Origin of the sequence: Iningainema tapete BLCC-T55 (genome assembly GCF_014698965.1) — a bacterium.
GTDB classification, from domain to species: Bacteria; Cyanobacteriota; Cyanobacteriia; order Cyanobacteriales; family Nostocaceae; genus Iningainema; species Iningainema tapete.
In genome coordinates, this window is sequence record NZ_JACXAE010000118.1 from 128,315 (window position 1) to 154,624 (window position 26,310).

The 26,310-nt window shown below is 40.4% G+C and carries 29 protein-coding genes; 19 read left to right on the forward strand and 10 right to left on the reverse strand.

All coding sequences use genetic code 11. The features are described 5' to 3' along the window. Positions 1-36: 36 nt before the first annotated feature. Entirely contained in the window at positions 37-297 is a 261-nt protein-coding gene (locus ICL16_RS38935) for a hypothetical protein (protein ID WP_190836918.1), read from the reverse strand. A gap of 640 nt (positions 298-937) precedes the next feature. Here ICL16_RS38935 and ICL16_RS38940 point away from each other — a divergent pair. From ICL16_RS38940 to ICL16_RS38995, 12 genes are all read left to right on the forward strand, one after another. Next, on the forward strand, positions 938-1,219 hold the full coding sequence (locus ICL16_RS38940; RefSeq protein WP_238361146.1) for a hypothetical protein: 282 nt from the start codon (positions 938-940) through the stop codon (positions 1,217-1,219). 83 nt (positions 1,220-1,302) lie between these two features. After that, a complete protein-coding gene (locus ICL16_RS46455; RefSeq protein ID WP_238361147.1) occupies positions 1,303-1,455 on the forward strand; it encodes a hypothetical protein in 153 nt (50 codons plus the stop codon). Between the two features lie 629 nt (positions 1,456-2,084). Beyond that, the gene (locus ICL16_RS38950; protein ID WP_190836920.1) at positions 2,085-2,834 is read left to right on the forward strand and encodes a hypothetical protein; all 750 of its coding nucleotides are present in this window, start codon (positions 2,085-2,087) and stop codon (positions 2,832-2,834) included. Between the two features lie 301 nt (positions 2,835-3,135). After that, on the forward strand, positions 3,136-4,179 hold the full coding sequence (locus ICL16_RS38955; protein ID WP_190836921.1) for a metal-dependent hydrolase: 1,044 nt from the start codon (positions 3,136-3,138) through the stop codon (positions 4,177-4,179). Then, positions 4,172-5,224: a TolC family protein gene (locus ICL16_RS38960; RefSeq protein ID WP_238361148.1), complete on the forward strand. Its 1,053-nt coding sequence runs from the start codon at positions 4,172-4,174 to the stop codon at positions 5,222-5,224. Before ICL16_RS38955 ends, ICL16_RS38960 begins: the two co-directional genes overlap by 8 nt. Before the next feature lie 225 nt (positions 5,225-5,449). Beyond that, positions 5,450-5,911: a hypothetical protein gene (locus ICL16_RS38965; protein WP_190836922.1), complete on the forward strand. Its 462-nt coding sequence runs from the start codon at positions 5,450-5,452 to the stop codon at positions 5,909-5,911. Between the two features lie 482 nt (positions 5,912-6,393). Next, on the forward strand, positions 6,394-6,564 hold the full coding sequence (locus ICL16_RS38970; protein WP_190836923.1) for a hypothetical protein: 171 nt from the start codon (positions 6,394-6,396) through the stop codon (positions 6,562-6,564). A gap of 119 nt (positions 6,565-6,683) precedes the next feature. Further along, positions 6,684-7,370 carry a GOLPH3/VPS74 family protein gene (locus ICL16_RS38975; RefSeq protein WP_190836924.1) on the forward strand — a complete coding sequence of 229 codons (687 nt, stop codon included), beginning with the start codon at positions 6,684-6,686 and terminating at the stop codon, positions 7,368-7,370. Positions 7,371-7,699: 329 nt separating this feature from the next. Then, on the forward strand, positions 7,700-8,113 hold the full coding sequence (locus ICL16_RS38980) for a hypothetical protein (RefSeq protein ID WP_190836925.1): 414 nt from the start codon (positions 7,700-7,702) through the stop codon (positions 8,111-8,113). A 964-nt stretch (positions 8,114-9,077) separates the two neighbouring features. Further along, complete coding sequence (locus tag ICL16_RS38985) at positions 9,078-9,863, forward strand: hypothetical protein (RefSeq protein WP_190836926.1); 786 nt, start codon at positions 9,078-9,080, stop codon at positions 9,861-9,863. Between the two features lie 240 nt (positions 9,864-10,103). Continuing rightward, positions 10,104-10,307 carry a hypothetical protein gene (locus ICL16_RS38990; protein WP_190836927.1) on the forward strand — a complete coding sequence of 68 codons (204 nt, stop codon included), beginning with the start codon at positions 10,104-10,106 and terminating at the stop codon, positions 10,305-10,307. A gap of 333 nt (positions 10,308-10,640) precedes the next feature. Next, positions 10,641-10,913 (forward strand): GlsB/YeaQ/YmgE family stress response membrane protein, encoded by a 273-nt coding sequence (locus ICL16_RS38995; protein ID WP_190836928.1) that lies wholly within the window; start codon positions 10,641-10,643, stop codon positions 10,911-10,913. Positions 10,914-11,052: 139 nt separating this feature from the next. Here ICL16_RS38995 and ICL16_RS39000 read toward each other — a convergent pair whose 3' ends face one another. The 3 genes from ICL16_RS39000 to ICL16_RS39010 form a co-directional block, all read right to left on the reverse strand. Beyond that, positions 11,053-11,694, reverse strand: coding sequence for a glutathione S-transferase family protein (locus ICL16_RS39000; RefSeq protein ID WP_190836929.1), 642 nt, complete (start codon positions 11,692-11,694; stop codon positions 11,053-11,055). A gap of 41 nt (positions 11,695-11,735) precedes the next feature. Beyond that, positions 11,736-13,550: a beta strand repeat-containing protein gene (locus ICL16_RS39005; protein ID WP_190836930.1), complete on the reverse strand. Its 1,815-nt coding sequence runs from the start codon at positions 13,548-13,550 to the stop codon at positions 11,736-11,738. 136 nt (positions 13,551-13,686) lie between these two features. Further along, positions 13,687-15,057: a peptidoglycan-binding protein gene (locus ICL16_RS39010; protein WP_190836931.1), complete on the reverse strand. Its 1,371-nt coding sequence runs from the start codon at positions 15,055-15,057 to the stop codon at positions 13,687-13,689. Positions 15,058-15,206: 149 nt separating this feature from the next. Between ICL16_RS39010 and glpK the strand changes: the two genes are divergently transcribed. The 4 genes from glpK (at position 15,207) to ICL16_RS39030 (ending at position 18,625) form a co-directional block, all read left to right on the forward strand. Then, on the forward strand, positions 15,207-16,718 hold the full coding sequence (glpK, locus tag ICL16_RS39015; RefSeq protein WP_190836932.1) for a glycerol kinase GlpK: 1,512 nt from the start codon (positions 15,207-15,209) through the stop codon (positions 16,716-16,718). Positions 16,719-16,798: 80 nt separating this feature from the next. Next, a complete protein-coding gene (locus ICL16_RS39020; RefSeq protein WP_190836933.1) occupies positions 16,799-17,635 on the forward strand; it encodes a lysophospholipid acyltransferase family protein in 837 nt (278 codons plus the stop codon). Between the two features lie 94 nt (positions 17,636-17,729). Then, positions 17,730-18,320 (forward strand): Uma2 family endonuclease, encoded by a 591-nt coding sequence (locus tag ICL16_RS39025; protein WP_190836934.1) that lies wholly within the window; start codon positions 17,730-17,732, stop codon positions 18,318-18,320. A gap of 68 nt (positions 18,321-18,388) precedes the next feature. Next, a complete protein-coding gene (locus ICL16_RS39030) occupies positions 18,389-18,625 on the forward strand; it encodes a type II toxin-antitoxin system HicB family antitoxin (protein ID WP_190836935.1) in 237 nt (78 codons plus the stop codon). Between the two features lie 23 nt (positions 18,626-18,648). Here the strand turns inward: ICL16_RS39030 and ICL16_RS39035 are convergent, their stop codons facing one another. From ICL16_RS39035 to ICL16_RS39055, 5 genes are all read right to left on the reverse strand, one after another. Beyond that, entirely contained in the window at positions 18,649-19,938 is a 1,290-nt protein-coding gene (locus ICL16_RS39035; protein ID WP_190836936.1) for an SAM-dependent methyltransferase, read from the reverse strand. Then, the gene (locus tag ICL16_RS39040; protein ID WP_190836937.1) at positions 19,935-20,693 is read right to left on the reverse strand and encodes a PIG-L deacetylase family protein; all 759 of its coding nucleotides are present in this window, start codon (positions 20,691-20,693) and stop codon (positions 19,935-19,937) included. The genes ICL16_RS39035 and ICL16_RS39040 overlap by 4 nt, the downstream gene beginning before the upstream one ends. Continuing rightward, positions 20,686-21,903 carry an acyl-CoA dehydrogenase family protein gene (locus ICL16_RS39045; RefSeq protein WP_202895939.1) on the reverse strand — a complete coding sequence of 406 codons (1,218 nt, stop codon included), beginning with the start codon at positions 21,901-21,903 and terminating at the stop codon, positions 20,686-20,688. The genes ICL16_RS39040 and ICL16_RS39045 overlap by 8 nt, the downstream gene beginning before the upstream one ends. Before the next feature lie 170 nt (positions 21,904-22,073). Next, positions 22,074-22,478, reverse strand: a complete 405-nt coding sequence (locus ICL16_RS39050; RefSeq protein WP_190836939.1) for a hypothetical protein — start codon at positions 22,476-22,478, stop codon at positions 22,074-22,076. 129 nt (positions 22,479-22,607) lie between these two features. Further along, positions 22,608-23,141 (reverse strand): hypothetical protein, encoded by a 534-nt coding sequence (locus ICL16_RS39055; protein ID WP_190836940.1) that lies wholly within the window; start codon positions 23,139-23,141, stop codon positions 22,608-22,610. A 165-nt stretch (positions 23,142-23,306) separates the two neighbouring features. Here ICL16_RS39055 and ICL16_RS39060 point away from each other — a divergent pair, with 165 nt between their 5' ends. Then, entirely contained in the window at positions 23,307-24,200 is an 894-nt protein-coding gene (locus ICL16_RS39060; RefSeq protein ID WP_238361149.1) for a Uma2 family endonuclease, read from the forward strand. 119 nt (positions 24,201-24,319) lie between these two features. Here the strand turns inward: ICL16_RS39060 and ICL16_RS39065 are convergent, their stop codons facing one another. Continuing rightward, positions 24,320-24,565 carry a DUF4058 family protein gene (locus tag ICL16_RS39065; protein ID WP_337907207.1) on the reverse strand — a complete coding sequence of 82 codons (246 nt, stop codon included), beginning with the start codon at positions 24,563-24,565 and terminating at the stop codon, positions 24,320-24,322. Positions 24,566-24,732: 167 nt separating this feature from the next. Between ICL16_RS39065 and ICL16_RS39070 the strand changes: the two genes are divergently transcribed. Then, entirely contained in the window at positions 24,733-25,125 is a 393-nt protein-coding gene (locus ICL16_RS39070; RefSeq protein WP_190836941.1) for a hypothetical protein, read from the forward strand. A 245-nt stretch (positions 25,126-25,370) separates the two neighbouring features. Continuing rightward, on the forward strand, positions 25,371-26,273 hold the full coding sequence (locus tag ICL16_RS39075) for an MvdC/MvdD family ATP grasp protein (protein ID WP_190836942.1): 903 nt from the start codon (positions 25,371-25,373) through the stop codon (positions 26,271-26,273). Positions 26,274-26,310 lie beyond the last annotated feature (37 nt).

Sequence of the window (26,310 nt, forward strand, 5' to 3'; positions counted from 1 at the left end):
GTAGTTTTTTCTACCTGTACAATAACAGTAAAATCCTTAAAAACGGAAGAAAATATCATCGCTTATTCCTGTTATAGTATTATTTAGTCCATTTACACCACTTGCTGGAATGTCAGCAATACCATCCTGGGTTGCTCCTGTTGTGGTATTAGTTAATCCACCTGTGGCATTAGTAACCACAGTTTTCAAACCTTCTGTGACTGTACCTAATACGCCACCTACGACTGTCATTAAGTCAGCATCGCTCAGTTCTTCAAATAACTCTGTAGATTGCAATTCAACTTTTTGGTTAGCCATAAGTTCTCGAAATGTGTGTAAAGAATGATTGTGTACGTAAAATAATATACACCAACATATTTTTAATTAAAATCATACCTTAGTAAGAAGACAAGCGTAAGTAATAAGTATGTCTTTAGATATATTTATTTTATGGATTTACCAAATTTCACGTAGTTACCTCAGGCAATTTGAGCTTTAGCATCTCCACCTCTTAGACTTGCACTCCTTGAAGATCAGCTTTTTGACAAGCACTTCACCGCCGAATCTTGCACAAGCAGCTATGATTACCTGCCCATGCAGGTAGTGTGGCTGTAAGGTTGACAGATATCAATTAAATGTACATCAAAAAAATTTAATGCAACGTATAGCCACTGGAGAATCAGTATGATAGTAACTGTGCGTGACTTCCTATACTAATGGCTCGGTAACTTCCTCTGCTTCTGGCTCCACAGGACGATCATTAGCTGCATCTAATAGTTGCTTAAATTTACTAATTATGGTATAATCTCATTGCCTACTTTCACATAATTACCCCAGGCAATTTAAGCTTTAGCGTCTCTACTCTCGTAAACTGGTACTCCTAAAAAAAATATTTTTTATATAAAAATAGCCTTGTAAAAAAATATGTAAATTGTTACGTTATTAACTTAAAACTAAAATGGAAACGATAAAACTGCAAGCGCAAATTGGGACAGATGGCATATTACAAATTCAAACGCCTACTAACTTTAAAAATACTTCTGTGGAGATAGTGGTGTTAATACAACTTATCAATAATGTCATTGCACCATCAGAGGAAGCTCAACCACGTTATAACGCTTGGGGGAAGAAAACAACTAAAAAATCGATAACAGAAGCGCGAAGCGCAAATGCAAAAACTACGCCAAGAAAATGCGCTTCCTCAAGCATTAATTGGAAATTTAAAGATTCAGGAGAATGATTAAACAAATATTAACGAATAGAAAAAATCAACTTAGAGCTATTACTTACAGTATAGATTTATTAATACCAGGATTTTATTTTTTGTCACCATATTTGAATATCCGTATCGGTGGAAGTGTACCTGATGACAATCCTGACAAATATCCTGGTATGATTCACACCTCTATGGGGATCGCGCTAGTATTACCAGGATACAAAATATTTACAACATATCAAGGTAGTTATGACGCTTGATAAACACTTATTTTCAGGGATTATCAGCATTTACTAACAAAACATTACCGGATGACGAGAATTTGAAAAAAGAACGATTAATGCTGGCTATATTGCAATAAACTTTTATAAAAAGAAACAAAACTTTAGCATTTTTGAGTTTAAATTACGAGCGCTTCACGTTACAACAATTTTGGTATAGTAATCCTGTTTAATTTTTGAAACATACGTAAGTAGGGCGCAAGCGCACAAAAAATTCAGAAGTGGTGGGCAATGACGCCGCATTTACTTGAAAAAGCAATGCCTCCACATAACTCACTCACCGTCATTACAGCAGTTTTCACTATTTTTTAGCGTTCTTCTTAGCGTCTGAGCGCCTACCCTCCGGGAAGCCGCTCCGCGTCTATGCGTGAGACAAAAAATTTTTATTTACCAGAAAATAGCTGTAAAATTGAGTTTTTGAGTCTTAAATGCTACATTATAGTACTTACTTTTTCATCAAAGAGTTGTTACCACTCGGTTATCGCCGACCCGACAAGCCTATCCATACAGAATCTTTAAACATAAAGCCGAAGTTACACAGTATAGGAAATTGTATGCATTTGTTTATTATAGAATCGCAAAGAAATCTAACCACCAGAGGAAATTTAATGACTGATAACTTAAGTAAATTTACTGGAGACTCAATGGATAAGTCTGAGTTCCAAACACTTGAAGATTTAATGCAACGCTATAGTATTAAGAAACCAGCAGTAAGCGCTCGCTTGAAATTACTCAATATCAAGCCGTCAAATGGTGGAGCGCCTGCTCTGTATAATAAAGAGCAAGTAGCTGATATGGATGGTTTGCATCAGCATATCCTACGTACAGGAAAGAAAGACGGTTATCGTAAACCAACACCTAGTGAACCTGATGAGCCAGTAACTGATACAGTCTCTGATGAAAATTTGACAGAAGAACAAACACCACCTGAAGAATTACCATCATTAGAAACAGCATCGCAATACGTGGAGCAAGAATCTATTATGCACTTACCAGAAGAATCAGTGGAAATAAATAAAAAAGAAGAAATCTTATCAGAAATAGGCAAAAAATTAGAAATACCACCACTAGAAACAATATTGCAGCAATACACAGATGAAGAGTTAAAGGTAATAATCGCACAGGCAGAACATTTTGGCTTAATAAAGAACCTTGCAATTCATAAATTAGCTGATTATTTCGCCTATACTGGGAATTTTTCCAATCCAGAAATAATTGAGATGGTGCGACAAAGTAGGAAACAATCTCAGCAAGAGTGGGAGGCGGCGCATAAAAGCGCTAACCCAAAGGCTCTGGCTCAGATCCTGTTTGCACGAGCCAAACAAAAGGCTGTGGGACAGAAACCAACAGAGGCATAACTATTGCTAGGGTTGGGTTGCCAATGTTATTTTTCACCAGTGTAATTGTTGCAGTTAATGAAGTATCACTGGTAGTTATTTCAGTAGTTGGTTTTGCACTCATACTTTTCTCTTTTTGGTTGAACAAAAGTAGAAGGTAAGGCATTAACAGCCGAGCAGTTAAAACGGGTGATCGCATCATATTTTGACAATAATACTGCATTTTTCATCATCGATGATGCTCACCGTTTTGAGAACAAATTTCGTCTTTAGCTAAAACAATTACGTCGTCAAGGAGGAGTACCAAAATGAGGATTCGCCGATGATCGGAATAAACCACATGCTCATTAGCGGTACAGCTGGTTCACTTTTATTGGGAACTGCTAGCCCAACAATTATTGCCATAGCCGCTGCAGCAGGTTTACTTCCTGATATAGACATCTCCACTTCTCCCGCAGGTAGAGTATTGCCGTGGGTAAGTGCTTACTTGGAAAAACGAATGCCTCATCGTAGTTGTACTCACAGCTTTGTCGCAACAGGTGTTGTGGCAGCAGTTAGCTACGGTGTGGCATTTTTTATCAGTAATAGATGGATGCAAATCGCTCATGCAGTTACCATTGGTTACTTCTTCGGTTGGTTTGCTGATGCTTTTACTCGTGGTGGAGTGGAGATGTTTTGGCCCAATAGTGTACGCTGTGTATGCCCTGGGAATAGGAATTTACGCCTGCGCACAGGGAGCAACGCTGAGTACGGTATTTTAGTTGTACTCTTGGCGCTTGCTCTGGCGGTTTTTAACATCAATAATAGTGGCGGATTACTAACTCAGTTCAACCGATTCCTCGCCAGCCCATCGGGTGTTCAGCAAGTCTATAACAAAGATGGTTCGACCCATCTAATTCAGGCTCAGATCAAAGGAGTCAGGAGTAGCGATCGCGTTCCTGTTAATGGAAAATACACAATTATCCAGGCTCATGGTACTGGCTTTATTGTGCAGTCAGAGACAGGAGAATTATACAAAGCTAGCACAGAACCAGACACACAGATATTAATTAAAGAAATTACAGCAGATGTAGGTGCAAATGCGATTACCAATATTGAGTCACTAACACTAGAAGAGGAAGAACTAGGAGAAAAGCTCGCACCCTTTAATCGTACTGGAACCCAAGCTTTTGTGAGTGGAGAAATTTCCATTGATGACGCAGATAACATCACAATTATCCGAAATCCTCACCAATTTCCTTTTATTAGTAAAACACAAAACACAATCAAGTTGGAGGTAGCACCAATAAATTACGTAATTCAAAAAATAGGCGAACAATTTGCCACAGGACAACTATCAATCAGGAGCATCACCAAAAATGGTTAAACCAACACTATCATTATTACTCTCAAACCCCTACAAATCTACCTATCTTATTCTTGGCGTCCTTCTCTTCGAGACGCTTTGCGAAGGCGTCTTAGCGATTCAGATAAAAATAGCCCAACCCACACCAATAAAACCAACAACACCATCAACTGAAGGCGAAATTATCCTTGATGAACAGCAAGATAATCAAGAGCAACAAGAGCGCAGTGAAGAGGAACAGCAACAAGTTGAAGAACAAGCAGATTCAGTTGTACCAAAAACGCAACAAAACCATGAAGCTAAACCAGATATAGATAAGTTGACAACAATGCAATTTAATGATGATATGTGGAGGATAATGCGGGGTGGACTGCCTTGCTTGGAAACATCAGCGGATTGTTTACAAAAACTACAAGAAAAGGCTGTAGGGCAATCCTTATTATTGAAAGAGATTGATAATCGTATTCAAGAAGCCAACCAAAAGATTGAGGAAGCTAAATCTCGAAATCAGCGCTCAATTAAATTATCTATCCTGACTCCTGCTTTGCAGTATATGCTGGGACCAACATCAACGAGTACAGAAGCGAAAACACCAGGGCTACTGGATAATATTGCCGCAATTTTTCGCGGCGATTTGGGGATCATTAATGGATTGTTGCGCGTGATTGGCGTGCCTTTGTTTCAGGGAACGCAGGGTGGGAATGCAGAGGCGCAGACAAGAGCGATCACCATCTCTGATATTAGCGTTAAAGTTGCCGAACTTCAACGTTCTAGAGCGCAGTTGGCAGAAACAATCCGGGAAAAGGTAGCTCAAGCTTTAGTGAAGTTTGATGAAGCCCGCACTGACTACCAAACTAGTCAAGTTGTGGCTGCTAGAGCAGTGCAACAATTTCAGGTATATTCCATGCGCTATGTGAGTGGAAATTCAGATACGGAATCTTACCTTGCAAAGCTTAACTCTTTAGATCGTACCAAATCTCAAACCTATGCAGCCTGGGCAAAGATGCGGAGGGCGCTGTTTGAAATTAAGCTGCTGGTTTTAAATGTCAAGGATGCTGAGATTTAGGGGGCGATTACTGAGCATCCTTGCCTACTCAGATTAAAGCAGGCAGGGATGCCTGCTTCCACAAAAATAATATTTCAGTGAATGAGCAAAAAGGACACAATGAGAATATCTCATTTTTATCTAAAATTTACATATTTTTCGATTTATAGTCAGAAACTTTATCAAATTCACAAATAATTTAAGGAAAACTACTTATGTGGAAGAATTTTGCAGGTATTAATTAGTATGTACAGAAAAATAGTACTGGCGATCGCTACTGCTGTTCTATGGGTTGCAACGCTAGAAACTAAACCAGCTCAAGCTGCGACTTTTACGTTTTACAGTCCAGGAATCTACCCGTTTGGGTTAAATTACTTTACAGGGGAAGATACCAACGCAAATGGCTTGATAGAATTAAACGAATTGTCAGATTTTTTCGCCGATAAAAGACAGTATTGGGGTCAATTTGCATTATACGATTTAACTGATGTACGTAGCTTTAGATATCCGTTAGGCGCTACTAGTGGCTTATCTTATGTGATCGGAAATAACAACCCTAAACCAGAATTGTTTGGATTTGGGGGTTTAGTAGCATCCATTCCATCTCCTCAACCTCCTACTTCAGTTCCCGAAGCTAGTACAATTATTGGACTAGGTGTTATAAGTCTCTACGGACTGTTAAAAAAAGGATCGTATAACTGCGATTAGCTTTCTTGTGCGCGATTACATGGTAGTATGACTCGTGCGATCGCGCCTACCTCATTAAATTTTGGTACAAGCCCGTCTCATGGCAAGCAGAGGCAGGTAAGCAAAAAGTACTTGCAACACAGGTTGACAGAGTAATAGGTAGCGTGAGTTGTTTTAGTAGTTTTTTCATGATTCTTTCTTATAAGTACTGAAATTTACAGGGTAATTTTACTATAAAAAGGTCAACAAAAGGGGATTAGTACAACCGCACAAGCTTCAACCTCACTTTTTCAGACTTTTACTAACTTGTTTACTTAAGTTTACAAAATAATTACTGCAAAAGTCATGACTCCTTATGACATTTTCATACTGCGCCAAGAGAATATTTAAATTAAATTATATTCATAGGTGAAAAGCACAAAGAGAAGCATAATTTTGTTCTAAAAATATTTGCATTACAGTGTTTTAACCAACTATTTATCATAATTAATAAGGAGCAAATCATGAGTGCATTAATTACTATACAATCAACCTATGAAAAGAGTACAATCTTAACACAAGAAGCTCAAACATCATTAATCGATGTTCAAACAACACAAAAAAAGCCTAATTTAATGGCTAAATGGATACTGAACGAGCAATCTCAGCTTCAGTGTCAATGGGTAATTGAATAGCGAATGGTGGGCATTGCCCACCCTTTGATTTTCATCATGGGTGATCTCATTCGATCAGGTGAGCCAATTTGTGCAAAAGATGACTAAGATCGGATCAGGTGTACGATTGGAGTCAAAAAATGCAGTATATTGCACAAGAGTTGATGCTCCTAGCGGTTCACGATGAAAAAGGAAGTATTGTATCATCAGCAACTCAATCTCTACCCTATGGCTTGATAGGTGCTGTGTTATTGGAACTTGTTCTGCAAGGAAAGCTTATTAGTGAAGATGGGAAACTATTCGTTGTTAATGCCACTACCACAGGCGACGAATTTTTTGATGACTGTCTAAATGAGATTTTGACGGCTCGACGGAACAGAGACGCTCGCTTTTGGGTAACCCATTTGGTGCGTAAGTTTAGAGGATTTCAGTACGCGGTACTGAGTAACTTGGTTGAGTTAGGTGTTCTCAAGCAGGAAAAACACCGAGTATTAGGACTATTTTCTGTCCAGCGCTATACTATGATTAATCCTCGAGCAAAACATGTTATTGTTGATAGGGTACGTAGTAGTGTCCTTAATAAAACTAAACTCGATTCACGAACTGTCTCGCTAATTAGCCTCATCAAAGCTTGCAACCTCACTAATTACCTGTTTGCACCTGAAGAACGAAAACAAGCTCGTCAAAGAATTGCAGAAATTGTCAGTGGTGAATTAGTAGGTAACGCGGTTTCAGAAACTGTAGCGAGTGTGCAGGCGGCAGTAAACGCTGGAATTACTGCCGCCGTTGTTGCTTCTACTGTGAGTTCCTCCTCATCCAACAGCTAAAATTATGATTAGCGGAACTTTTTCACACTTTGAAGTTAGATTTTGACGAAATTCAAAGACTCAGAACGCATGCAGGCGGTTTTTACTCGCATTTAGTGGTGAAAGCTCTATATTTTATTGCTGAGTTCGGCTTACAATAACTATATGCGACATCTATCTAAAATGATCTTAATAGCGGCTTGCTGTGACAAAGAATGTAACCACTTAGTTTTGAGTTAAGTAGACAACTAGTTTCTTGCCGTTCAAATTTGAATTGAGCTAAATAGACTTTCATCAGGCAGAAATCATTCAAGCCATTGAAGACTTTCATAACGGGAGGATAAGTTCCATTGACTTCTAATACACTTCAAGGACGAATAAGTCAACACCAATATCTGCGGGATTTGCGCAACAAGTTGCTACGTATGCACTCCTGTTTACTTGATACAGAACGCATCATTTACGAACAGGAACATGGACGAGTATCGAACGGAGAACTCCTTCATCTCGTTCTGGAGCATGAACAATTTGCTTGGCTACATCGTATTTCTCAACTTGTTGTCAAAATTGATGAAATACTTTCGGCAGATGAACCTGTTTCGCACGAAGATGCCCAAAATCTGATTGCCAACGCCCGCACGCTCATTGCGCCATCAGAATTAGGTAATGCATTTGCCAGAAAATACTATGCTGCGCTCCAGCGTGAACCTGATGTTGTGTTAGCACATGCACAATTGTCAGAACTTCTTGCGGCTAGCAAATAAACATTATTTAACGGGTTGACAACAAGGAGTTGGGAGCGCAAGGCTATGAGGTTTTACCGTTGGGGCTTGAGTCACTAGGAAAATTTCTCATGATTGAATTGAAAATCTAGCCTTGCGCTTCGACAATCGATTTACTAGCTTTTAAGAAGTTAAAAGTATGTTTCCAAAAAGCTTTTTAAACGACTCTGAGCTAAACACATTAATAAATTTATAGACTGCTTTCGTACTCACAATTAGGTTTGTGGCTAGGAGCGAGTGTAAGCGGCATGAACTAATTTTTGAATTCCACACACAACTAAACTCATTAAATATACTGGGCTGGAAAATAGTCAGTCTTGCTAGAGCTTGCACTTTTGCATATACCCTGAGCGTCACGGTACTACGAACGTAGAGTTTATTTTCTACTTAATTTTACCTACTTACATATTGTTGAGGATACATTGAAGTCACACAAGAGACTCTATACTGTCCGGGACTTTCAGCCGATTCTAAAATAGTACATTTGTTCGCATTAAAAGGGCTAGCAGTACCCACTCTACTTCTGACTAGCTTCTTTTGCTATGTGCATAAGTTATTTTATCTTGCAGCTATTAAGAGCTAGATTAAACATTTGTTCAATTATGTAGCTTTTGATGGATTACCTAAATGCAATGCCAAGTGAAACTCTCTTTAAAAACGACATCTAATGTAGAAATAGGAGATGTCGTATCTCTATAAGATATATTTTTGCGTATTAGTATTATTTGATACTACATTTTGGGTATTTAAGTAATCTTTGTTTTACACAAGAAATTTTGTGAGTTAATTAAAAAATCTTTCTAAAGAAAGATGATCATCCTACCAAAGTTATATGTTAAAACTCTAGGATGATATAGGGGTTCAGACCTCCTATTATCCAGGTTAAGTCCACAACCTCTTTAAAATTACACAACAGTACTTGAGCAATTTTAAATTGGAACAAAAAATGATGAACTTTGAACTTAACAGTGATTTCGAGGCAGCTACGGCTAAAATTGCCAATGCCGTGTTCCCCAATATTCAGTTTCAGATCATAGCTCAAGAAATTGGCATTGGTAACTTGTCTATTACTTGTAAGAATCCAAGATATTTTGGAGATAATTTTAGAATCAAATTTTATCCCAAGCTCAAAACGCTAATTGTTTCTGGATACTCACATGAAGGAATGGTACACTTAACTTACACTCCAGATAATAATTATGAGTGGCGTAATGGCTCCGGACTGAAAATAAGTAAGCCTTCTTCTGTTGGAGACAAATTTGAATATTTGGCAAGAACATTTTATCCATTTCTACAAGAATTCTATTTGGTAGAAGTGCTCACGGACTTCTCTTTTTCTTTTGAGTTGGAGACAGCGCTCGCTCTTATTGCCGCACAGAGTTTTCCTCATTATAATTTTAACTTTAGGTATTGGCAAAATCAAAATAAAGAAGTTTGTCTCCATTTTCAAGGTAATAGAAACATAGAGCAAACATTAAACATTATTCCCGACCCATTATGTCAAAAAGAATCAATACTTTTTGATGTAGATTTTCGCAGTCAGCCAAAGTTATTAACTATTAACACTAGATGGAATGACGACCAATACTTACTTTTTTATGATTCTGTCGGCTACTTGTCTTGGAATACATTGCAATTAGAGAACATTCATCCTCCCTCAGTATTGGGTAGAAGAATTGAAAATATTGCAGTTAAACTTTACCCTATTTTGGAGGAATTTTTTGCGGAATAAATTACTAATTATGTATTATACCGCGCACGTTCGCTCTTCGTTACTATCTCGTGTTTCGTTGAAAGGGAGGATCGTGATCGCTAATGTCAGCATGTGTTGTTGATACCAGTGTGGTTATTCAGTATGCGATCGCCTGACTGATTGAAACTCATATTTTATGTTGAAGTAAAACACATTTCTGATACAATCGTGCTAAAGTTAATTTTTCCTTGCTGTAATTTTTAACAAAAATTTACAAATATGATTGTTCAAGATTACAATTCAACACATATAGAAGACAGCCTACTTCGACAAATAAATATCAAAGAACGACAGATCAAGATTGCGCAAGAATTGAACATGCTTCACGTAGCTGAAGCGTTACAAAGTCAATTGTCAAGTTTACATCAGTTGTTATCGCCAGATCCTCAATTTGAGGCATTGATGAGTTTGTTAGATAACTAAGTAAGCGTCAAAAGAATTTGGAATTAAGATTGTATAATTCCGAATTCCTCTGACTTGCTTAGCAATAAGCATCTCGATCAGAACTATCAGTGTCTAGTGCGATCGCTCCACTTGATAAAATAATTTTATCTGCCCCTAGTTAAAGTCCGAATAGAGGCTTTTTCAGCATTTTTGATTCCCTACATTTAGATGTATATCTTAAGAAAGTATAGTATTTCCTTTTCAAGTATTTCTTCGGATAAATACTAATTAGTTCTGAAGGTAGATTAGCTCCTACTGTTTGAATTGTTATTGTGTAGACATCAACAGGAAACATTAACTAAGTTAACAAAAATGAACATTCTTGCTTGGATTGTTTTAGGTTTAATTGCTGGTGCTATTGCTAAAGCTATCTACCCTGGTCATCAAGGTGGTGGATTTTTAGGCACAATTCTTTTAGGAATTATCGGTGCTTTTGTTGGTGGTAGCTTGGGTGTATTCTTTAGTACTGGACAATTCGCACTTGCCGCTCCTACTCTAAGTATTCCTGGTGTAGCAGTAGCAGTTTTGGGTGCAATTATTGCTGTTTTCATTTGGAACTTGATTACCAGCAGATCTGCTGTTTAAGAACTTAAATTACGTTAATTAATCATAAGACTCAGGGAACGCATTTGATTATTTATTATCCCTGAATTTAATAAAAATGAGTAGCGTTACCTATAATTATGGTAACGCTATTCTTGTTGAGGAATTAGTAATACGAGAATTATTGAATACTGTTGGCAAAGTCGTATTTACCTCCACGAGCAAGCGCACGTTGGTAACCCAGGCGCTCATGGATGCGACTGAGAAATTCTTTAAGCTTTGGACGGCTCTCAATTTGTTCTGCTTGCATAGCTAGCAGTTCAAGGGGAAAGCTCATTTGAATGTCAGCGGCTGTAAATTCCTCACCTACAAACCATGTACTTTTACTGAGTTCGCCTTCTATATAATCATAGTGAAGTTTGATTTGGGGTGCAATGAATGCGCTCATAGCTTCGCTGTCCCCTACTCCAAAACGTTCAAAGATTAGTCTAAGCAGCAGCGGTGGCATTGCAGAGCCTTCGGCGTAATGCAGCCAATAGGTGTAGCGCAGACGCTCTGGCGTACTAGGTGCTGGAATTAGCCGACCGTTACCGTAGCGATTTACTATGTATTCGATGATAGCACCCGATTCAGCAATGGTGAGGTCGGCATCTGTAATTACTGGTGATTTGCCAAGAGGATGAATTTGGCGCAGTGATGCTGGTGCGAGCATCGTATAAGGATCTCGTTCGTAGAATTTGATTTCGTACTCGATACCTAATTCTTCCAGTAGCCACAGCACGCGCTGCGATCGCGAGTTGTTTAAATGGTGGACAACGATCATAAAACATTTCTCCTAGTGGTAGCTATTTGCTATCCGACCTCTTAGCTTAGCGTGAGACTGCCCAGTATATCTCCAGTAGCACCAAATCCAGTACTGCCTGTACTGTCACCAATTAAATTGTCGCCCAAGCTTGTGAAGTTGCCAGATACGTCAGGGTTGATACCATTCGCACTCAGTAGGTTTCCGGCAATAATCGTGTTCCGCGCAGAGGCAGAACCGCTATCATCATTGAATACGCCTCCACCATTAGCAGCTTGGTTCAGGGTAAGAGTACTAAAAACCAGATCTAGGTTAATGCGCCTGTTAAAAATGCCACCACCATTATTACCAGCAGAGTTACCACTGATAGTACTATTGTTTACTTTTAGGATGGCATCACTAGAGATGTAAAAGAAAGGATCTTCGCGGTTATATATACCGCCACCGTTCTCGCCTGCTTTGTTGCCACTGATGGTACTGTCGTTTATTTCCAAGCCAATCGGGCGATCGCGTCCAGAGTTAGCGTTATAGATGCCTCCACCCGAACCGACAGCAGTATTACCACTGATGGTGCTGTTACTCACTTTCGCGATATTGAGTACAAATGTATTATAAATACCACCTCCGCCCGTACTTGAACCAGGTAAAGATGGAGAGGTTGCTGAATTATTGCTAATCGTACTATTACTTACTTCAAGATTACCACGAAAGTTATATATAGCACCGCCTGATCTTGCCGAGTTACTGTTCAGAGTACTATCAATTACTTTTAAAGTATTTGAATAACCAGTGTTATTGATACCTCCGCCAACATTATCTGCCGTGTTACTGCTAATCGTACTGTTACTTACCTCGACAGTGCTAAAATTGCCACCGTGCTCAATACCACCGCCATTGCCGTTAACTGCCCTATTACTACTTAGAGTGCTGTAGCTTACCGTTAAAACTGAATCACGCCCAGAACTAGCAATACCACCGCCGGATCTTGCCGAGTTACCGCTAATAGTACTGTTATTCACCGCTAAGATGCTGTTAGTAAAACTTTCACCGCCAGAATCGTCGATGCCGTTAAAGATACCACCTCCGTAGATACCTGCCGAGTTATCGGTAATAGTACTATTATTTACCTCAATCTTAGTAATAGAAGTACTGGTATTGTTACCTAACCCTATAATGCCTCTGTTATAAATACCACCACCCCTATTGCCAGCTTGGTTATTACTGATGGTGCTGTTGCTCACTTTAACGGTGCTTCTGTCGCCACTATTTAAAATACCGCCACCGTCGCCTAAAACGTAGATATCGTAGGTGCGCCTTGCTAAGTTGTTGATAATAGTGCTATTGCTCACCGTTAGGGTTGCACCACCAGAGTTGGAAATGCCTCCGCCACCATTTTGGGCAAAGTTATTGCGCACAATGCTGCTGTCTATGTTCAGGATACCGCTGTTTTTGATTCCACCACCATCACTGGTTGCATTGCCATCGGCGATAATTAGTCCGGAGATATCTACTGTTGCACCAGAGCTAATCTCAAACACTCGTGAAGTATTGTTACCACTTACTGTCACCAAGTTTCCACCTGTTAACGTGTCTCTGGGCGCAATAATGTTTAAGTTGTGGGTGATGCTGAGTTGTCCTAAACTTAAGCTAATAGTTTGTGGTGTTGCAAACAGCGATCGCTCGAACAAAATTACATCATCTGTAGCATCGGCATTGGCAAAGTTGATTGCTTCACGTAAAGTCGTCACACCATCAAAATCATCCACCACGTCGGCTGTACTGTTTACCGTAATCACGCCACCAGGATGTCTGGCTATTGGGCTGATTGGCTCGGACAAACTGTCTAAGTAGAACAATGGTGTAACAGATGCATTCAATGCAGATGATGAGAGAGTATTATCTGTGGCAGTTCCTGATAAAAAATCCATAGATTTAGGAATCCGTGAGGGATTTTTGGGAGTTTACACTAGTATTTTAGTTGCTTTGATTGTTGAGGCGATCGCACAATAAGCACTAAAAATTGTTTTTCCCTCTATGGTAAGAGATTGCTCTTTGTATAATCTTAGCTACTTCCGTTGCCATCCTCGCATCAAGTTCCACTACTTCGCGGTTGAGATCTCTTGGCTGTTGCGTCCTTGCTCCCCGCAAAGCCATACTTAATGTCAACATTTTAGCTGGTTTCAACTTATTTGGGTTACGCACAACAAACTGTACCAAAGCGACATAAACAGCTTCAGTTCTCTTTCTTAAAATTGTTGTCCCATTGCCAATTTTTGAGAGAATGACTACAGAATCGAGGTCATTTTGTAAACCTAACTCTTTGATTGCTAAATCTGTCAAACGTGCTGAATCAGTTCCCATCGCTGTGATGACACTTTCCAGGTTTTTCCACTTCACTCCTGGTAGCCGCGATTCTGCAGGAATATAATTGTGCCAACCTAGCATTGAGATCATTCTTGTTAAATCATAGGCAGATATAGTATTATCTGTCCAATTAGGATTAATTGGTTCTGTATCTGCCATTAATATGGTTTTTTCTGTGTTTCGTTCTGTTACTTTTGGTTGTTCAATTAAAACCTTTTCTCCATAATCACCCCGGAAAATCAAGTTTTTATTACCTGTAATACTTTTTAGCCAATTTTCTAATTCTATTTGAGAAGAAAATCTCTTAAAAATTTCTGCTAAAGCGTTTGATGTGGCAATATTTTCTTCATAGCTAACTATATCTCTGGCTAACTCATATATGTTAAAACTTCTTGGCATTTCTTGCTGGTCTATCCCGCTTATTTTATAATAATCAATATCTATATTCGGTTGATGTTTGTGTAGTAAATAGATAACATTGAGAATAGGTATAAACTTAGTAGCACTCCAAAACTCCTGATTACTTAGTGCATTTCTTCCTAACCATTTCGTCTTGAATTCTCCCTCAGAAAAGCTACCTAGACAAATACATGCTTCTTTAATATCATGATGAAGAAAATCTAGACTGTTTTCGTCAATTGTTGGAATTTTGCCAACGATTGGATAAGAATTGAATGTAGCGTCAGCTTCTATGCAATCCACTAAATTTTTTCCATTAGGTTTCAGTTTTAAACGAGTAGGATATGAGTTAATTTGTTTTTTGTATGGAGATGTCTGAATGCCTTGATATAAAAGTGCTGGGTTGCCTTCAGAGCCACCTTGAGCCGCTTTGAGAAAATTCTGATAAATTCGCTCTTTGTCAATGTTATATTTTGGCAACACATCAGGTGCGATCGCCAGTTCTTTCTTCTGATAACCTTGAGAAGACTTCTTTCTCAATAATTGACGATCGCTGCCAAAACCAAAGATGATTAAGATAGTGGTGAGGGTAAAAATGCTTTTACGTCTTGACAGTTTCATTATATTATGCTGTTTTACTGTATTGAGCGATCACCAGGAAAGGGATGCGATCACTTACCATCTTCCCAGGATTCAGTCCGAAATATTACCATAAATATAAGTAATTTTTTGGTTGGAGTAATTTTTGCGAAAGGTAAACTGTTGACGCTATGCAGGTATTTGGTAATATACGGACAACCGTGAGTTATATTTTGGCATTAGATTTAGGTACTACAGGTAACCGCGCCTTTTTGTTTAACCCAGAAGGCAAGATTGTTGGGCAGGCATATAAAGAACTAAAGCAGCATTATCCTCAACCAGGATGGGTAGAACACAATCCACAAGAAATTTGGGCTGATACCTGCTGGGTAATACAAACTGCCATCGCCAATGCCCAAGTTAAACCAAATGAAATTGCTGCAATTGGACTAACCGTACAACGCGAAACTTGTCTGCTCTGGGACAAAACAACAGGGCAACCACTGCACAACGCCATTGTCTGGCAAGATCGTCGCACTGCTCCACTTTGCGATCAACTGCGAGAACTTGGCTATGCTCAGGAAATATATAATCGCACTGGGTTAGTCATTGATGCTTACTTCTCAGCCACAAAGCTCAGATGGTTGCTCGACTTGACAGGTGTTGACTTGAACAATGTTCTTGCTGGGACAATTGATACTTGGATACTGTGGAAACTTACAGGTGGAATTCATGCCACCGATCATAGCAACGCCAGCCGGACAATGTTAATGAACTTGACAACTTGTGCATGGGATGAGACGCTTCTGGACTTATTCAAAATTCCTGCTCATATTTTGCCCCAGATTCAACCAAGCTTAGGAAAATTTGGAGTTACCAGTGCTAATTTACTAGGCGTGGAAATTCCCATCACTGCCATTTTAGGCGATCAGCAAGCAGCTTTATTTGGTCACGGTTGCGATCGCCCTGGTTTAATGAAATGTACTTACGGTACTGGTAGCTTTTTAGTTGCTCACACTGGAACTGAGATTGTCCGCTCCCAACATCAACTGCTAAGTACCATAGCATGGACTAAAAACAACAACGGTACTTTAGATGTAGGCTATGCCCTAGAAGGCAGTATATTTACTAGTGGAGCTTGTATTCAATGGCTACGCGATGCGGTCAGGTTAATCACCACAGCTGCCGAAACTGAGGTTATGGCAACTCAGGTTGCTGACAATGGTAGGGTATACTTTGTGCCAGCATTGAACGGGTTAGGCGCACCACATTGGGATATGAGCGCCAGAGGAGCCTTTTTCGGAATTACAGCTCTCACACAACGAGAGCATATGGTAAGATCTGTACTAGAAGCGATCGCTTACCAAGTCAAAGAAGTTGTGCAGGCGATCGATGCATCTGGCAATGCTCCCATTCAGAAATTAGCTGTAGATGGTGGTGCTTGTGAAAACAACTTCCTCATGCAGTTCCAAGCAGATGTGTTGGGGATAAAAGTTGAACGTCCCGTAATGCGGGAAATGACTGTACAAGGTATTGCATTTGCTGCTGGTATTGCTGCGGGATTTTGGCATAATTATGAAGAATTGGTACGTCAACGCCAGATAGAGCGGGTTTTTGAACCTGGTGTAGGGGTTAGTCAAGCCCAAGCTAACTTCACCATTTGGAAGAATGCTGTGGAACGCACAAAGTACTGGGTGGAGTAGCGATGAAAAGTCAGGGTACAACTGAGGTTGTGTCCACAGCTGCTGATTGCGTAAAATGAGAAGCGCTACATATCCGACTTATGACCGATCAAAAACAGACTACATTTAAAGCTAGCCGATCTTTACCACAGAGAGATCCCGAATTTATTCAGTTAATGATGCCTATATGGGAATGGTTTTACCACTACTACTTTCGCGTCAAAACCGATGGTTGGCATCACATCCCAAAAGAAGGGAAAGTACTGCTAGTGGGTTCCCACAATGGCGGAATGGCTTGTCCCGATTTACACATGATGGTGTACGATTGGTACCGCCGATTTGGAACTAAACGTTTGGTGTATGGACTCATGCACCCCTATGTTTGGAAGATAAGTCCAATGCTGGCTTATTTAGCCGAGAAAGCAGGAGCAATTCCCGCACATCCAAAAATGGCAAGTGCTGCTTTTGACATGGGTGCTAGTGTTCTAGTATATCCTGGCGGACAATACGATATGTTTCGTCCTCACGATCAACGTTACAAAATCCAATTTGCTGGGAACAAAGGCTTTGTCAAGCTGGCGTTAAAGGAAGAAGTCCCCATCATTCCCGTTATATCTGTGGGCGCTCATGATACTCTCATTATTTTAACTGATTGCTACGATCTGATGAAGCAGTTGAATCAATGGGGATTACCTTGGTTGTACAATCTAGATCCAGGCGTGTTTCCCATTTATCTGGGTTTACCTTGGGGCTTAAGTATTGGTTCTTTACCAAATATACCTCTACCCGTACAAATTCACACTCGCGTCTGTGCGCCAATTGTTTTTGAGCGATATGGTAAACAAGCAGCTAGAAATCGCAATTATGTGGATGAGTGTTATGAATTAGTTCTCACGCGAATGCAGCATGAATTGGACGAGCTAGCGAAAACGGTGTAAAGACGCGAAATTTCGCGTCTCTACTAAAACGGTGTAAAGACGCGAAATTTCGCGTCTCTACTAGAAATTCTCACCCATAACTTTGAATTATTTTATGCAAGTACAAACACGAAAACACTACTACACTCCAGAAGAATATTTAGAACTTGAGTCCAAGGCGGAATATAAAAGTGAATATCGAGATGGAGAAATTGTACCCATGACGGGAGGCACAACCAATCATAATAAGATTGCGCTTAATTTCGCAGCCTACTTAAAGTTTGCTTTAAGAGGAAAAAAATACGATGTTTATATTGGTGAAGTAAGGTTGTGGATACCTCGTTTTCGCCAGCACACTTATCCTGATGTGATGGTAATCCAGGGAGAACCTATCTACACTAGTGCAAGTACGACTACAGTCATGAATCCGTTACTAATTACTGAAGTTTTATCTAAATCTACTAAAAATTATGACCAAGGTGATAAGTTTCTTTACTATCGGTCAATACCAGAATTGAAGGAATACATCTTAATAGACCAATATCAATATCATGTTATGCAGTATGTTAAAACTTCTGAAGGTAAATGGCTGTTCACTGAGTTTGAATCTGAATCGGCAATTTTATCACTTCAGTCAATCGATTTTCAAATTGCTTTTAGCGAACTTTACGAGCAAGTAAATTTTGCAGATAGTGTTGAGGATTAATGTTAGGAAGGCGATAAAGTCGTGATGTTATACTAAGTAAAAATAGAGATAAAAACACAATCAAGCTTATGAATACTCGTAGCTTTACGGCTGTAGTCTATCGAGAGGAAGATATGTATGTGGCTGAATGTCCGGAAGTTGGTACTGTAGATCAAGGCGAAACAATCGAACAAGCGATGTCTGACGACAAGCCGCAAAGCGTCTACGCAAATCTTCGAGAAGCAACACGACTCTATCTTGAGGAGTTTCCTTTACCTGAGACATCTCCTCGATACGTGACAAGCATAGAGGTTAGCTATGCCTAGATTGCCACGAATTTCAAGTAACATCAAACCCGTTCAAACAAGTCAAGGCGATATTCTTCCTCGCGCTTACCTTGAAGATGTCGCAGTTGAGTGGGAGCCAACTCGAAAAATGAGTTGTGAACTTCATCACCGCTGAGGGGATAATCACGAGCATAAAGTGTCCAGTGAACTAAAAGCAAATGTCCCCCCGGTTTGAGGTGTTGGAGAATTGCAACTTGTGCTTTTTTCAAATCTTCATAACACCAGTAATAGCCTACTTCGGAAACTAGAACCAAATCAAACATTTCGTCAGGAAACTGCTGTGGTACGCACATAATTTCAAAGCGTACATGCGGTAGGTGTTGACAGCGCTGAATTGCTTGTTTTTGAGCTAAATTTGATACATCAACTGAGAGTAGTGAGTCACAGCGATCGCCTAACTTCTCGGTTAAAACGCCTATAGATCCGCCAGTTTCCAACGCAGATTGATAGCGTTGTTTAGGTAATGCTGCGATTGTGGCAGCATATTTTTTAGCTTCGTATTCACTGGTTGCAAAATTCCAAGGATCGGGGTTATTACCGTAAAGGGCTTCAAAATAGCTTGGGGGAAGGGAATTTTTTTGTACCTGTAATGGTTTGTCTGGTTTGGGGATGCTAGCAGTATTTAAAGCTGCTAAGAAGCTTTCATCTAAGAAGTTTTCAATGATATGCTCAACTCCTGCATTCTGCAATACAATCTTTTGTTGCCCGGTGGCGACTCCAACAAAAGGTAGTTGTAGTTGAATAGCCGTCAACACATCCCAAATTCCATCACCGATGTATACTATTTTTTCAAAGTCTGATTGAGCATAGAATGTCTTAGCTCTGGATATGGCGGTGTTAACTATATCTTCTCTAGAAATACCATCGTCAGCAGACGCTGTTGGTATTCCGCTCACATCTAACGCCGCACTGTTTAGCTTCAAGTCTGCTGACGCACGCCATCCTCCTGTAGCAATGGCAATCGCCCAATCTTCTTGCTCCAACTTCCGTAATATTACGCCAGCACCAGGTACTTCGGCAAACTGTGTATGATTTGCTGTGTATTGTTCCTGCAATAATTTTACAAAGCGATGCTGCAGCCTGGACAATTCACTGGCTTCTGGCACACGTCCAAAGCGTTCCTGAAAAATCTGTATAGTAATACCAGAGTCTGTGGTATGTCCGTAACTAGGCCAGTTGGTGTTAATGTCTCCAATTTGAAATTCATCAGCAAATGCTTGTACAAAGCATTGGTTATCTACATCATCTGTTTTAGTGAGGGTTCCATCAATATCGAAAATTGCTAGTTTCATCCTTTTAGTTCTAAATATACTTCCCAAGGACGGGTAAAGTTTGATAACATCTCTGGTGTTAAGCGAAAGCCTTCGGGATCGTCGTCAATTAGGTCGGTAGTTTGGGAACGATAGGCAGCGATCGCTTGCTGTTTCAACTCTACCACTGTGTTAATATCTAGTCGCCAAGACTTTACTTTCTGTTGTTGAGGCAGGTTTCCCCGTTGCTCTTCATCCCAATCCCAGATTGGATATTCTATCAATCGGGACGATAGCGACAATTGGCGACAAGCAGTGTAAATTAAATTCCAAGTAGCGCGATGATCTGGGTGAGGATCGTAACGCCAAGGTAGAAATATGATTTGCGGAGCTATTTGTGCTAAGTAGAGCCGACAAGCAGCTACCGCACTTGTAATTTCCGCAGAGCCAGGTATCGGAATTGACCCATCTGGTAGCCCCAGAAAGGTGACATCGTTAGCGTCTACTCCCAACACCGACATTGCTATCAGAGTTTCTCCAAAGCGTAGTGCTTGCAGTGCTGCTGCGGGAAACTTCTGAGAATTAGGGTGAGAAAGAGTACCGTCACTAATTACCAATACACGGACATCTACACCCAGTGAACGTAGTAAAGCGATCGCACCTCCACAACCCAATGTCTCATCATCTGGGTGAGGTGCAACCACAACAGCACGATTGGCGACGATTTCCCTAATTGAGCGTAAGGGCAAAATGCTAGGATTAGTTAGGGGTGATGCAGTAGTAATCAAGTTACTCATTATACCACGAGTGAGCAGGGTGAGATTGAGACAGGGTATACTGTCCGACATTGGCAAGCGCGGCATCAAAAGCAGGTTGACGCAGATATAAAGTTAAATCCCGAATGATACGTTCCATCGGATGTGGTGGTAGCAAACCGCGAGTACCAACACAACGTTCGCACAACTGCATCACATCCATGCATATTTGTTCAATTGCCGTGCGCATCATGTTTGCATAGGCGACAAGTTTTTCTGCTTGCTGGTTGGTAACTGTAGGATAACCACCAAAAACAGGAGCATAGGCGGCTACCATATCAGCAGAACCCCGTAACCAGAGATTACCGCTTTCAATTGCGATCGCCATTTTGCCAATTCGTTCTTTTTGGTATGGATCGTTTGTATAATCCTCATAGCGAAGATATTGGCGAGTTGCATCAAACAGTGCTTCCGCCCCACCCAATTGCACCGCAGCAAACCGAATTACTCCTGCTGATAACCAGGGCTGTCGGTGGTAGTCACCTGGTTTGCCAATTAAGGCACTCTCTTCTAATTCAACACCGCTAAAATCTACTTTATAGCTAGCAGTTGCCCGCATTCCAGCAGGTTGCCACCAATTAGGATCGCTCACTGTAGCAACTTCATCCATTGGTACAACGCACATCTGCCAACTACCATCAGGTAATACCCCGTTGACAAAAGGACGTTCAACGTATCCCGAACCGGAACAAAAGGTTTTAGAACCTTCTAAACGATACCTTCCACCCTCTAGGGGAATCACTTTGACACCATCGGCTGCTTCAGCATTCCAAACGCCGAAAATTTTGTGGCGATCGCGTGCATCTTTAGCGTATGCTTCAATTTGTGCGCTAGTACCAAAAGTTTGAATCAGTTGCAGAGCGTTGACATGTCCCTCATAAATTCTACCTACTGCCAAATTACCACGCCCGATCTGCTTCAACAGCATCAGCAGTTCATAAGTACTTTCGGCATCAATTCCCGCACCCCATCCACCTAACTCTCGGTTTAATGGTACAGCTAACAAGCCAGCAGAGGCAATTAGCTCAAACTCGCTTCTAGGAAAAGCGCCATTGTAATCTATACTAGAGGCGTTAGCCGCGCAGTAATCAGCGATTTCCTTAACTTTGATTAAAGATTGGGCAATACTTGATTCTTGCCATGCCGGGAGATAAACACCCCTAGTTGTTTGAGTAGTAATAGACGCCTCCATCTCACATTTCTTCATATCTTGTTGAAGATAGTAAAATTAAGTCGGCTACTAAAACCTCTATCTAGTGCGTGATTTCACGCTAGTTTTCCTTGTCTCGTTCCCATACTCAGGCGAAATTGTCGTAGGGGCAAAGGCAATGCCGTGCCCCTACCATGCGATTAACTACTTAATTACTTAGTCAACAAGTGAATTGCCGCACCTGCAGCTGCACCGCCAATAGCATTCTTACCAGCACGTCTGGGGTTAGTAACAGTACCAGATAAAGTACCAGCAGCAGCACCCACACCAATATCTTGAACTACATTGCGTTTTTTGTCTCTGTTTCTGCTAGTATTTCTGATCCCATTAGCACCATTGACAGCTGCACCAGCCGCAGCACCATTAACAGCATTACCGAGTGTAGAACCGTTACCAGTAACGGCTCCAGAGATTACACCAGCCGCAGCACCAATACCCACATCTCTGAGTATTTTATCATCTGCTGCAGCAGGTTGAGTGGTAGGAAGTACGGTGACACCGATTAGACTTGTAGCCAACAGGTTGGGTAATAGTATGCGCTTCCAAGTCAGATTCATAAAACGTCCCCTCTTTGTTCAATCCTTAATACATCTTCACCTAAGTTAGCAAAGTTTTCCGTGGAAACACAGCTAACTATTTACAGATAAAAATCTGTCATAAGGATGGTATTACCGAGTTATGATGTGCTACTTAGCGGCAACTACATCAAACTCAAACTTACCAACAGGGCGATTATCGATAGAGACTTCTATAGTATGTTTACCTGTGGGATCTCCAGGAAGAACAGTCCAAGTGTTTCCAATCACGCCGTTGCCAGTGTATACTGTACGGCGCGTTACTCCTTCAATGTTGTCTGCTGATGTTGAGAATTCTGCTTTCTCGTTATTTTTCCAAGTTTTCGCAGCTTTTGGCAGTCGATAAACCTCGCGCCAAGTTACCTGACCTTGGTAATCTTTAAGTTGGATACGCCATCCGTATGCCGTGCCTTCTTTTAACAACACTTTATTAGTAGGCGTAAAGGAAACGGTATAATCTGCTGGATTAACTTTAACAATGCCAAACTCAGTCTTTTCTACAGCAATCTTTTTGTCAGAGGCAGGTTTGGTAATTTGCTGAATCTGTTGTTGAGCTTGATTCCATTGCGTGGGAACTTGCTCACAGGCAGTTACTGAAAGTGATCCAGCAAGTACAACGATTGTAGTATAAGCTTTAAAACGCATAAGCAATGTATATTAATTACGACTGTACTATCAGTTTTTTGAGAGTGCGTTTATACGTATATCACAATTTGCTGAGTTTTCACGCTGGAATGAGAATTTTTTTACGGGAAGTGCGATCGCCTGTTAGATACAATTAGGGTAAGCTCCATCGACCAACATATGATTATGCTGCAACAGCGTCCTTCCATTCCGCAAACAGATCCGCCCCTTGCTGCCAAATTGACGCTGCCGACCATGTATGATTTACCTAGTGAAGATCCCTTGGAGCCTGGTTTGCCCGACGAATTCCACGATTTACAACCCCAACTACTTAGCCGGACATTACGGTTAATAGACTACACAAATGACCGAGTATTTACAGGAACAGATCTCAATCTGTACTATGATGTAAGGCATCCTTTATGGCACAAGCGTCCAGATTGGTTTTTAGTACTGGATGTGCCACGCTTGTATGAAGAAACTGATTTGCGCTCTAGCTATGTTGTTTGGCAAGAAGGAGTAAATCCCTTTGTTGTTATAGAATTGCTTTCACCTGGTACTGAGAAAGAAGACTTGGGTGAGAATGCTGAATTGGAAGAAGTGGTAACAACTTCTGAATTGGAGAGTATAGTGATTGAATCTGAGAACATTAATGGACAAGCTGTAAAAGAAACTCCTCCCAAAAAGTGGGATGTATATGAACGCATTTTACGAGTACCATATTATATAGTATTCAGTCGCTACACAAATCGCCTACGTGGTTTCAAACTAGAAGGAGGACACTACCAAGAGCAAACCATCAATCCTGACAATCCACGCTTTTGGATTCCTGAGTTGAAGTTGGGATTGGGTGTGTGGGAAGGAGAGTTTGAAGGTATCACTCGTAAATGGTTGCGCTGGTATGATTCGGAGGGTAACTGGATGCCAACGGATACAGAATTGGCTTTTGAGGAGGCACAGCAAGAACGGCAACTGAGAGAACAAGAACGGCAAAAGCGACTTAAGCTGACACAAAAGTTGCGTTTTCTGACTCCAGAGCAGTTAGAAGCTTTGGGTATTGACCCTCAGGATTTAGAATAACTCAGATCTTGCACCTTCACCCGAATACGCCTTGACTTATGTAAGGGCTAATAGCTCAAGTCCGTTAAAACGGACTGAATATATATCCAGTAAGCTGTCTTCTTACTTAAGCTATTAGCCTAGAAATTTATTTCTAGGCAGTCAGGAATTCCGATCAAAAGAGCATCTTCTCCACTCATCTGATAAACCCGCTTTTCTACCCCAACTCGGTATTTTGGTAGCAATTGGGAGTTCAACGACTCAGCAATTATTCCTATCAGCAAGTGATGGACTTCAAACCAGAATTTAGGATTTTCTAAATAGGGGTTCATCCCTGGAAACGGATATGGGATTCCGATTTGCGCTTTGAGGTTTGTCGTGAGGATGTTTCTATCATACCCTTAAACTGCATAAATTGATAGTAATAAACATATTCAATAATAAAGATGGAAGCAAAGAAAGCGAATCCATTCTATTCAGCTAGTAATGACTTTTTTGTGCCAAAACTAAGCTGAAATTGTCATGCAACTCAATTTCTTATGGGTAAACAAATATGTATTACATTCATCCTTTTCAACTAGAACTTCATCAACTAGAAACTCTCGTTGTGCATGTGCAACAATCCAATCAAGAGGTGCAAAAATCCAACCTTGAGATTAATACCAAAGCCATTGCTAAAAAAGGTGATACTGTTACAACTCAAGCTGTGGGCGAAGAAGGTGGTTCTAAAGTCACAACTCGGGCTGTGGGCGAGGAAGGTGGTTCTAAAGTTACTACTTACGCTGTGGGTGAAGAAGGTGGTTACAAAACCACAACTCAAGCTGTGGGTGAGGAAGGTGGTACGAAAGTTACTACTTACGCTGTGGGTGAAGAAGGTGGTTCTAAAGTCACTACCTACGCTTTTTGTGAAGAGGGAGGTAGTAGTTGTAACAATTTCAGTTTTTAATGCTTGTAGAGACGTTGCCTGCAACGTCTCTACAGGGATTTGGGAAAATTACAAATTTGTGGAAGGACGTAATTCATTCCCAAATTTAGCTAATTGTCTTTGTTGGCGTTTCTAAATTAAGATATGAATTTAAAAAATCACGATTTTACGGAGACGCCCCACCGGGGCGTCTCTACAGGTGTGAATTTTATTATCGTCTATATTTAGAACACAATTAACCGTCACTCATTTATTATGTTTTAAAAATGAATATTTTAATTCTAGGTGATTCTTCAGATGCTCATGCTGCACATGTGAAAGATTATCTTACACAAGCAGGAGCGACGGTAGATTATTTAGATACGAGTATGTTTCCTACTCAGTTGCGCATGTCTTGGCAACCAAATACTCAAGTAGGATCTATAAAGTTGTCTTCACGTCAATTGGAATTCCAAGATATTCACAGTGTTTTTTGGCGTAGTTTTGCTGGTGTTGGCGTTCCTCATTTAGAAGATTCACATCAGCTTCAGATTGCGTTCAATGATTCTATGAGTACGGTGCGAACTTTGATGAAAGCTTGCCCTTGTCGTTGGGTTAATTCTTGGGAGGCGTATCAGTTTCATAAAGAGAAACCACTGCAACTTCATGCTTGTCAGCGTATAGGAGTTAAAATTCCCGAAACTCTAATTACTAACGATCCAGAACAAGTGATTAGGTTTGCTAAATCTCATGAGCGAGTGATTTTTAAACCAGTTTATGGAGGTGCTCATACCCAAATTTTGACTGAATCTCATTTAGATCCTCATCGGCTAAATTTAGCTCTCTCGTTGTCTCCTGTTACTATTCAAGAGTATATTGGTGGTACAAATATTCGCAGTTATGTCATTGGCAATTCAGTTTATTCTGCGGAAATTTGCAGTAACTTTTTAGATTTTAGGGAAGATTTAAATGCTAAGTTGATTCCTCATGAGTTGCCAAAACAGATTCAACAGCAGTGTCGAGATATTACCCAAGCTTTATACTTAGAGTGGACTGCGATTGATTGGCGTCTAACTCCTTGGGGTGAATATGTCTTCTTAGAAGCAAATCCTAGCCCAATGTTTCTCCACTTTGAGCAACAAACTGGTTTTCCCATCACTGAGAAGTTAGTTCAGTTGTTGATGAGTTAATTTTCTAGAAATGCATTCATAGACAAAATTCATCTGT

Bases quoted from the DNA above. Each gene is read 5' to 3' on its own strand.
- ICL16_RS38955 (WP_190836921.1), top strand. From the start codon at position 3,136: ATGATCGGAATAAACCACATGCTCATTAGCGGTACAGCTGGTTCACTT.
- ICL16_RS38985 (WP_190836926.1), top strand. From the start codon at position 9,078: ATGATGAACTTTGAACTTAACAGTGATTTCGAGGCAGCTACGGCTAAA.
- ICL16_RS38940 (WP_238361146.1), top strand. From the start codon at position 938: ATGGAAACGATAAAACTGCAAGCGCAAATTGGGACAGATGGCATATTA.
- ICL16_RS39020 (WP_190836933.1), top strand. From the start codon at position 16,799: ATGACCGATCAAAAACAGACTACATTTAAAGCTAGCCGATCTTTACCA.
- ICL16_RS39060 (WP_238361149.1), top strand. From the start codon at position 23,307: ATGCTGCAACAGCGTCCTTCCATTCCGCAAACAGATCCGCCCCTTGCT.
- ICL16_RS39045 (WP_202895939.1), bottom strand. From the start codon at position 21,903: ATGGAGGCGTCTATTACTACTCAAACAACTAGGGGTGTTTATCTCCCG.
- ICL16_RS38960 (WP_238361148.1), top strand. From the start codon at position 4,172: ATGGTTAAACCAACACTATCATTATTACTCTCAAACCCCTACAAATCT.
- ICL16_RS39030 (WP_190836935.1), top strand. From the start codon at position 18,389: ATGAATACTCGTAGCTTTACGGCTGTAGTCTATCGAGAGGAAGATATG.
- ICL16_RS39040 (WP_190836937.1), bottom strand. From the start codon at position 20,693: ATGAGTAACTTGATTACTACTGCATCACCCCTAACTAATCCTAGCATT.
- glpK (WP_190836932.1), top strand. From the start codon at position 15,207: ATGCAGGTATTTGGTAATATACGGACAACCGTGAGTTATATTTTGGCA.
- ICL16_RS39010 (WP_190836931.1), bottom strand. From the start codon at position 15,057: ATGAAACTGTCAAGACGTAAAAGCATTTTTACCCTCACCACTATCTTA.
- ICL16_RS39000 (WP_190836929.1), bottom strand. From the start codon at position 11,694: ATGATCGTTGTCCACCATTTAAACAACTCGCGATCGCAGCGCGTGCTG.
- ICL16_RS39070 (WP_190836941.1), top strand. From the start codon at position 24,733: ATGTATTACATTCATCCTTTTCAACTAGAACTTCATCAACTAGAAACT.
- ICL16_RS38975 (WP_190836924.1), top strand. From the start codon at position 6,684: ATGCAGTATATTGCACAAGAGTTGATGCTCCTAGCGGTTCACGATGAA.
- ICL16_RS39055 (WP_190836940.1), bottom strand. From the start codon at position 23,141: ATGCGTTTTAAAGCTTATACTACAATCGTTGTACTTGCTGGATCACTT.
- ICL16_RS39025 (WP_190836934.1), top strand. From the start codon at position 17,730: ATGCAAGTACAAACACGAAAACACTACTACACTCCAGAAGAATATTTA.
- ICL16_RS39075 (WP_190836942.1), top strand. From the start codon at position 25,371: ATGAATATTTTAATTCTAGGTGATTCTTCAGATGCTCATGCTGCACAT.
- ICL16_RS39035 (WP_190836936.1), bottom strand. From the start codon at position 19,938: ATGAAACTAGCAATTTTCGATATTGATGGAACCCTCACTAAAACAGAT.
- ICL16_RS38950 (WP_190836920.1), top strand. From the start codon at position 2,085: ATGACTGATAACTTAAGTAAATTTACTGGAGACTCAATGGATAAGTCT.
- ICL16_RS38995 (WP_190836928.1), top strand. From the start codon at position 10,641: ATGAACATTCTTGCTTGGATTGTTTTAGGTTTAATTGCTGGTGCTATT.
- ICL16_RS38935 (WP_190836918.1), bottom strand. From the start codon at position 297: ATGGCTAACCAAAAAGTTGAATTGCAATCTACAGAGTTATTTGAAGAA.
- ICL16_RS38965 (WP_190836922.1), top strand. From the start codon at position 5,450: ATGTACAGAAAAATAGTACTGGCGATCGCTACTGCTGTTCTATGGGTT.
- ICL16_RS38970 (WP_190836923.1), top strand. From the start codon at position 6,394: ATGAGTGCATTAATTACTATACAATCAACCTATGAAAAGAGTACAATC.
- ICL16_RS39050 (WP_190836939.1), bottom strand. From the start codon at position 22,478: ATGAATCTGACTTGGAAGCGCATACTATTACCCAACCTGTTGGCTACA.
- ICL16_RS38990 (WP_190836927.1), top strand. From the start codon at position 10,104: ATGATTGTTCAAGATTACAATTCAACACATATAGAAGACAGCCTACTT.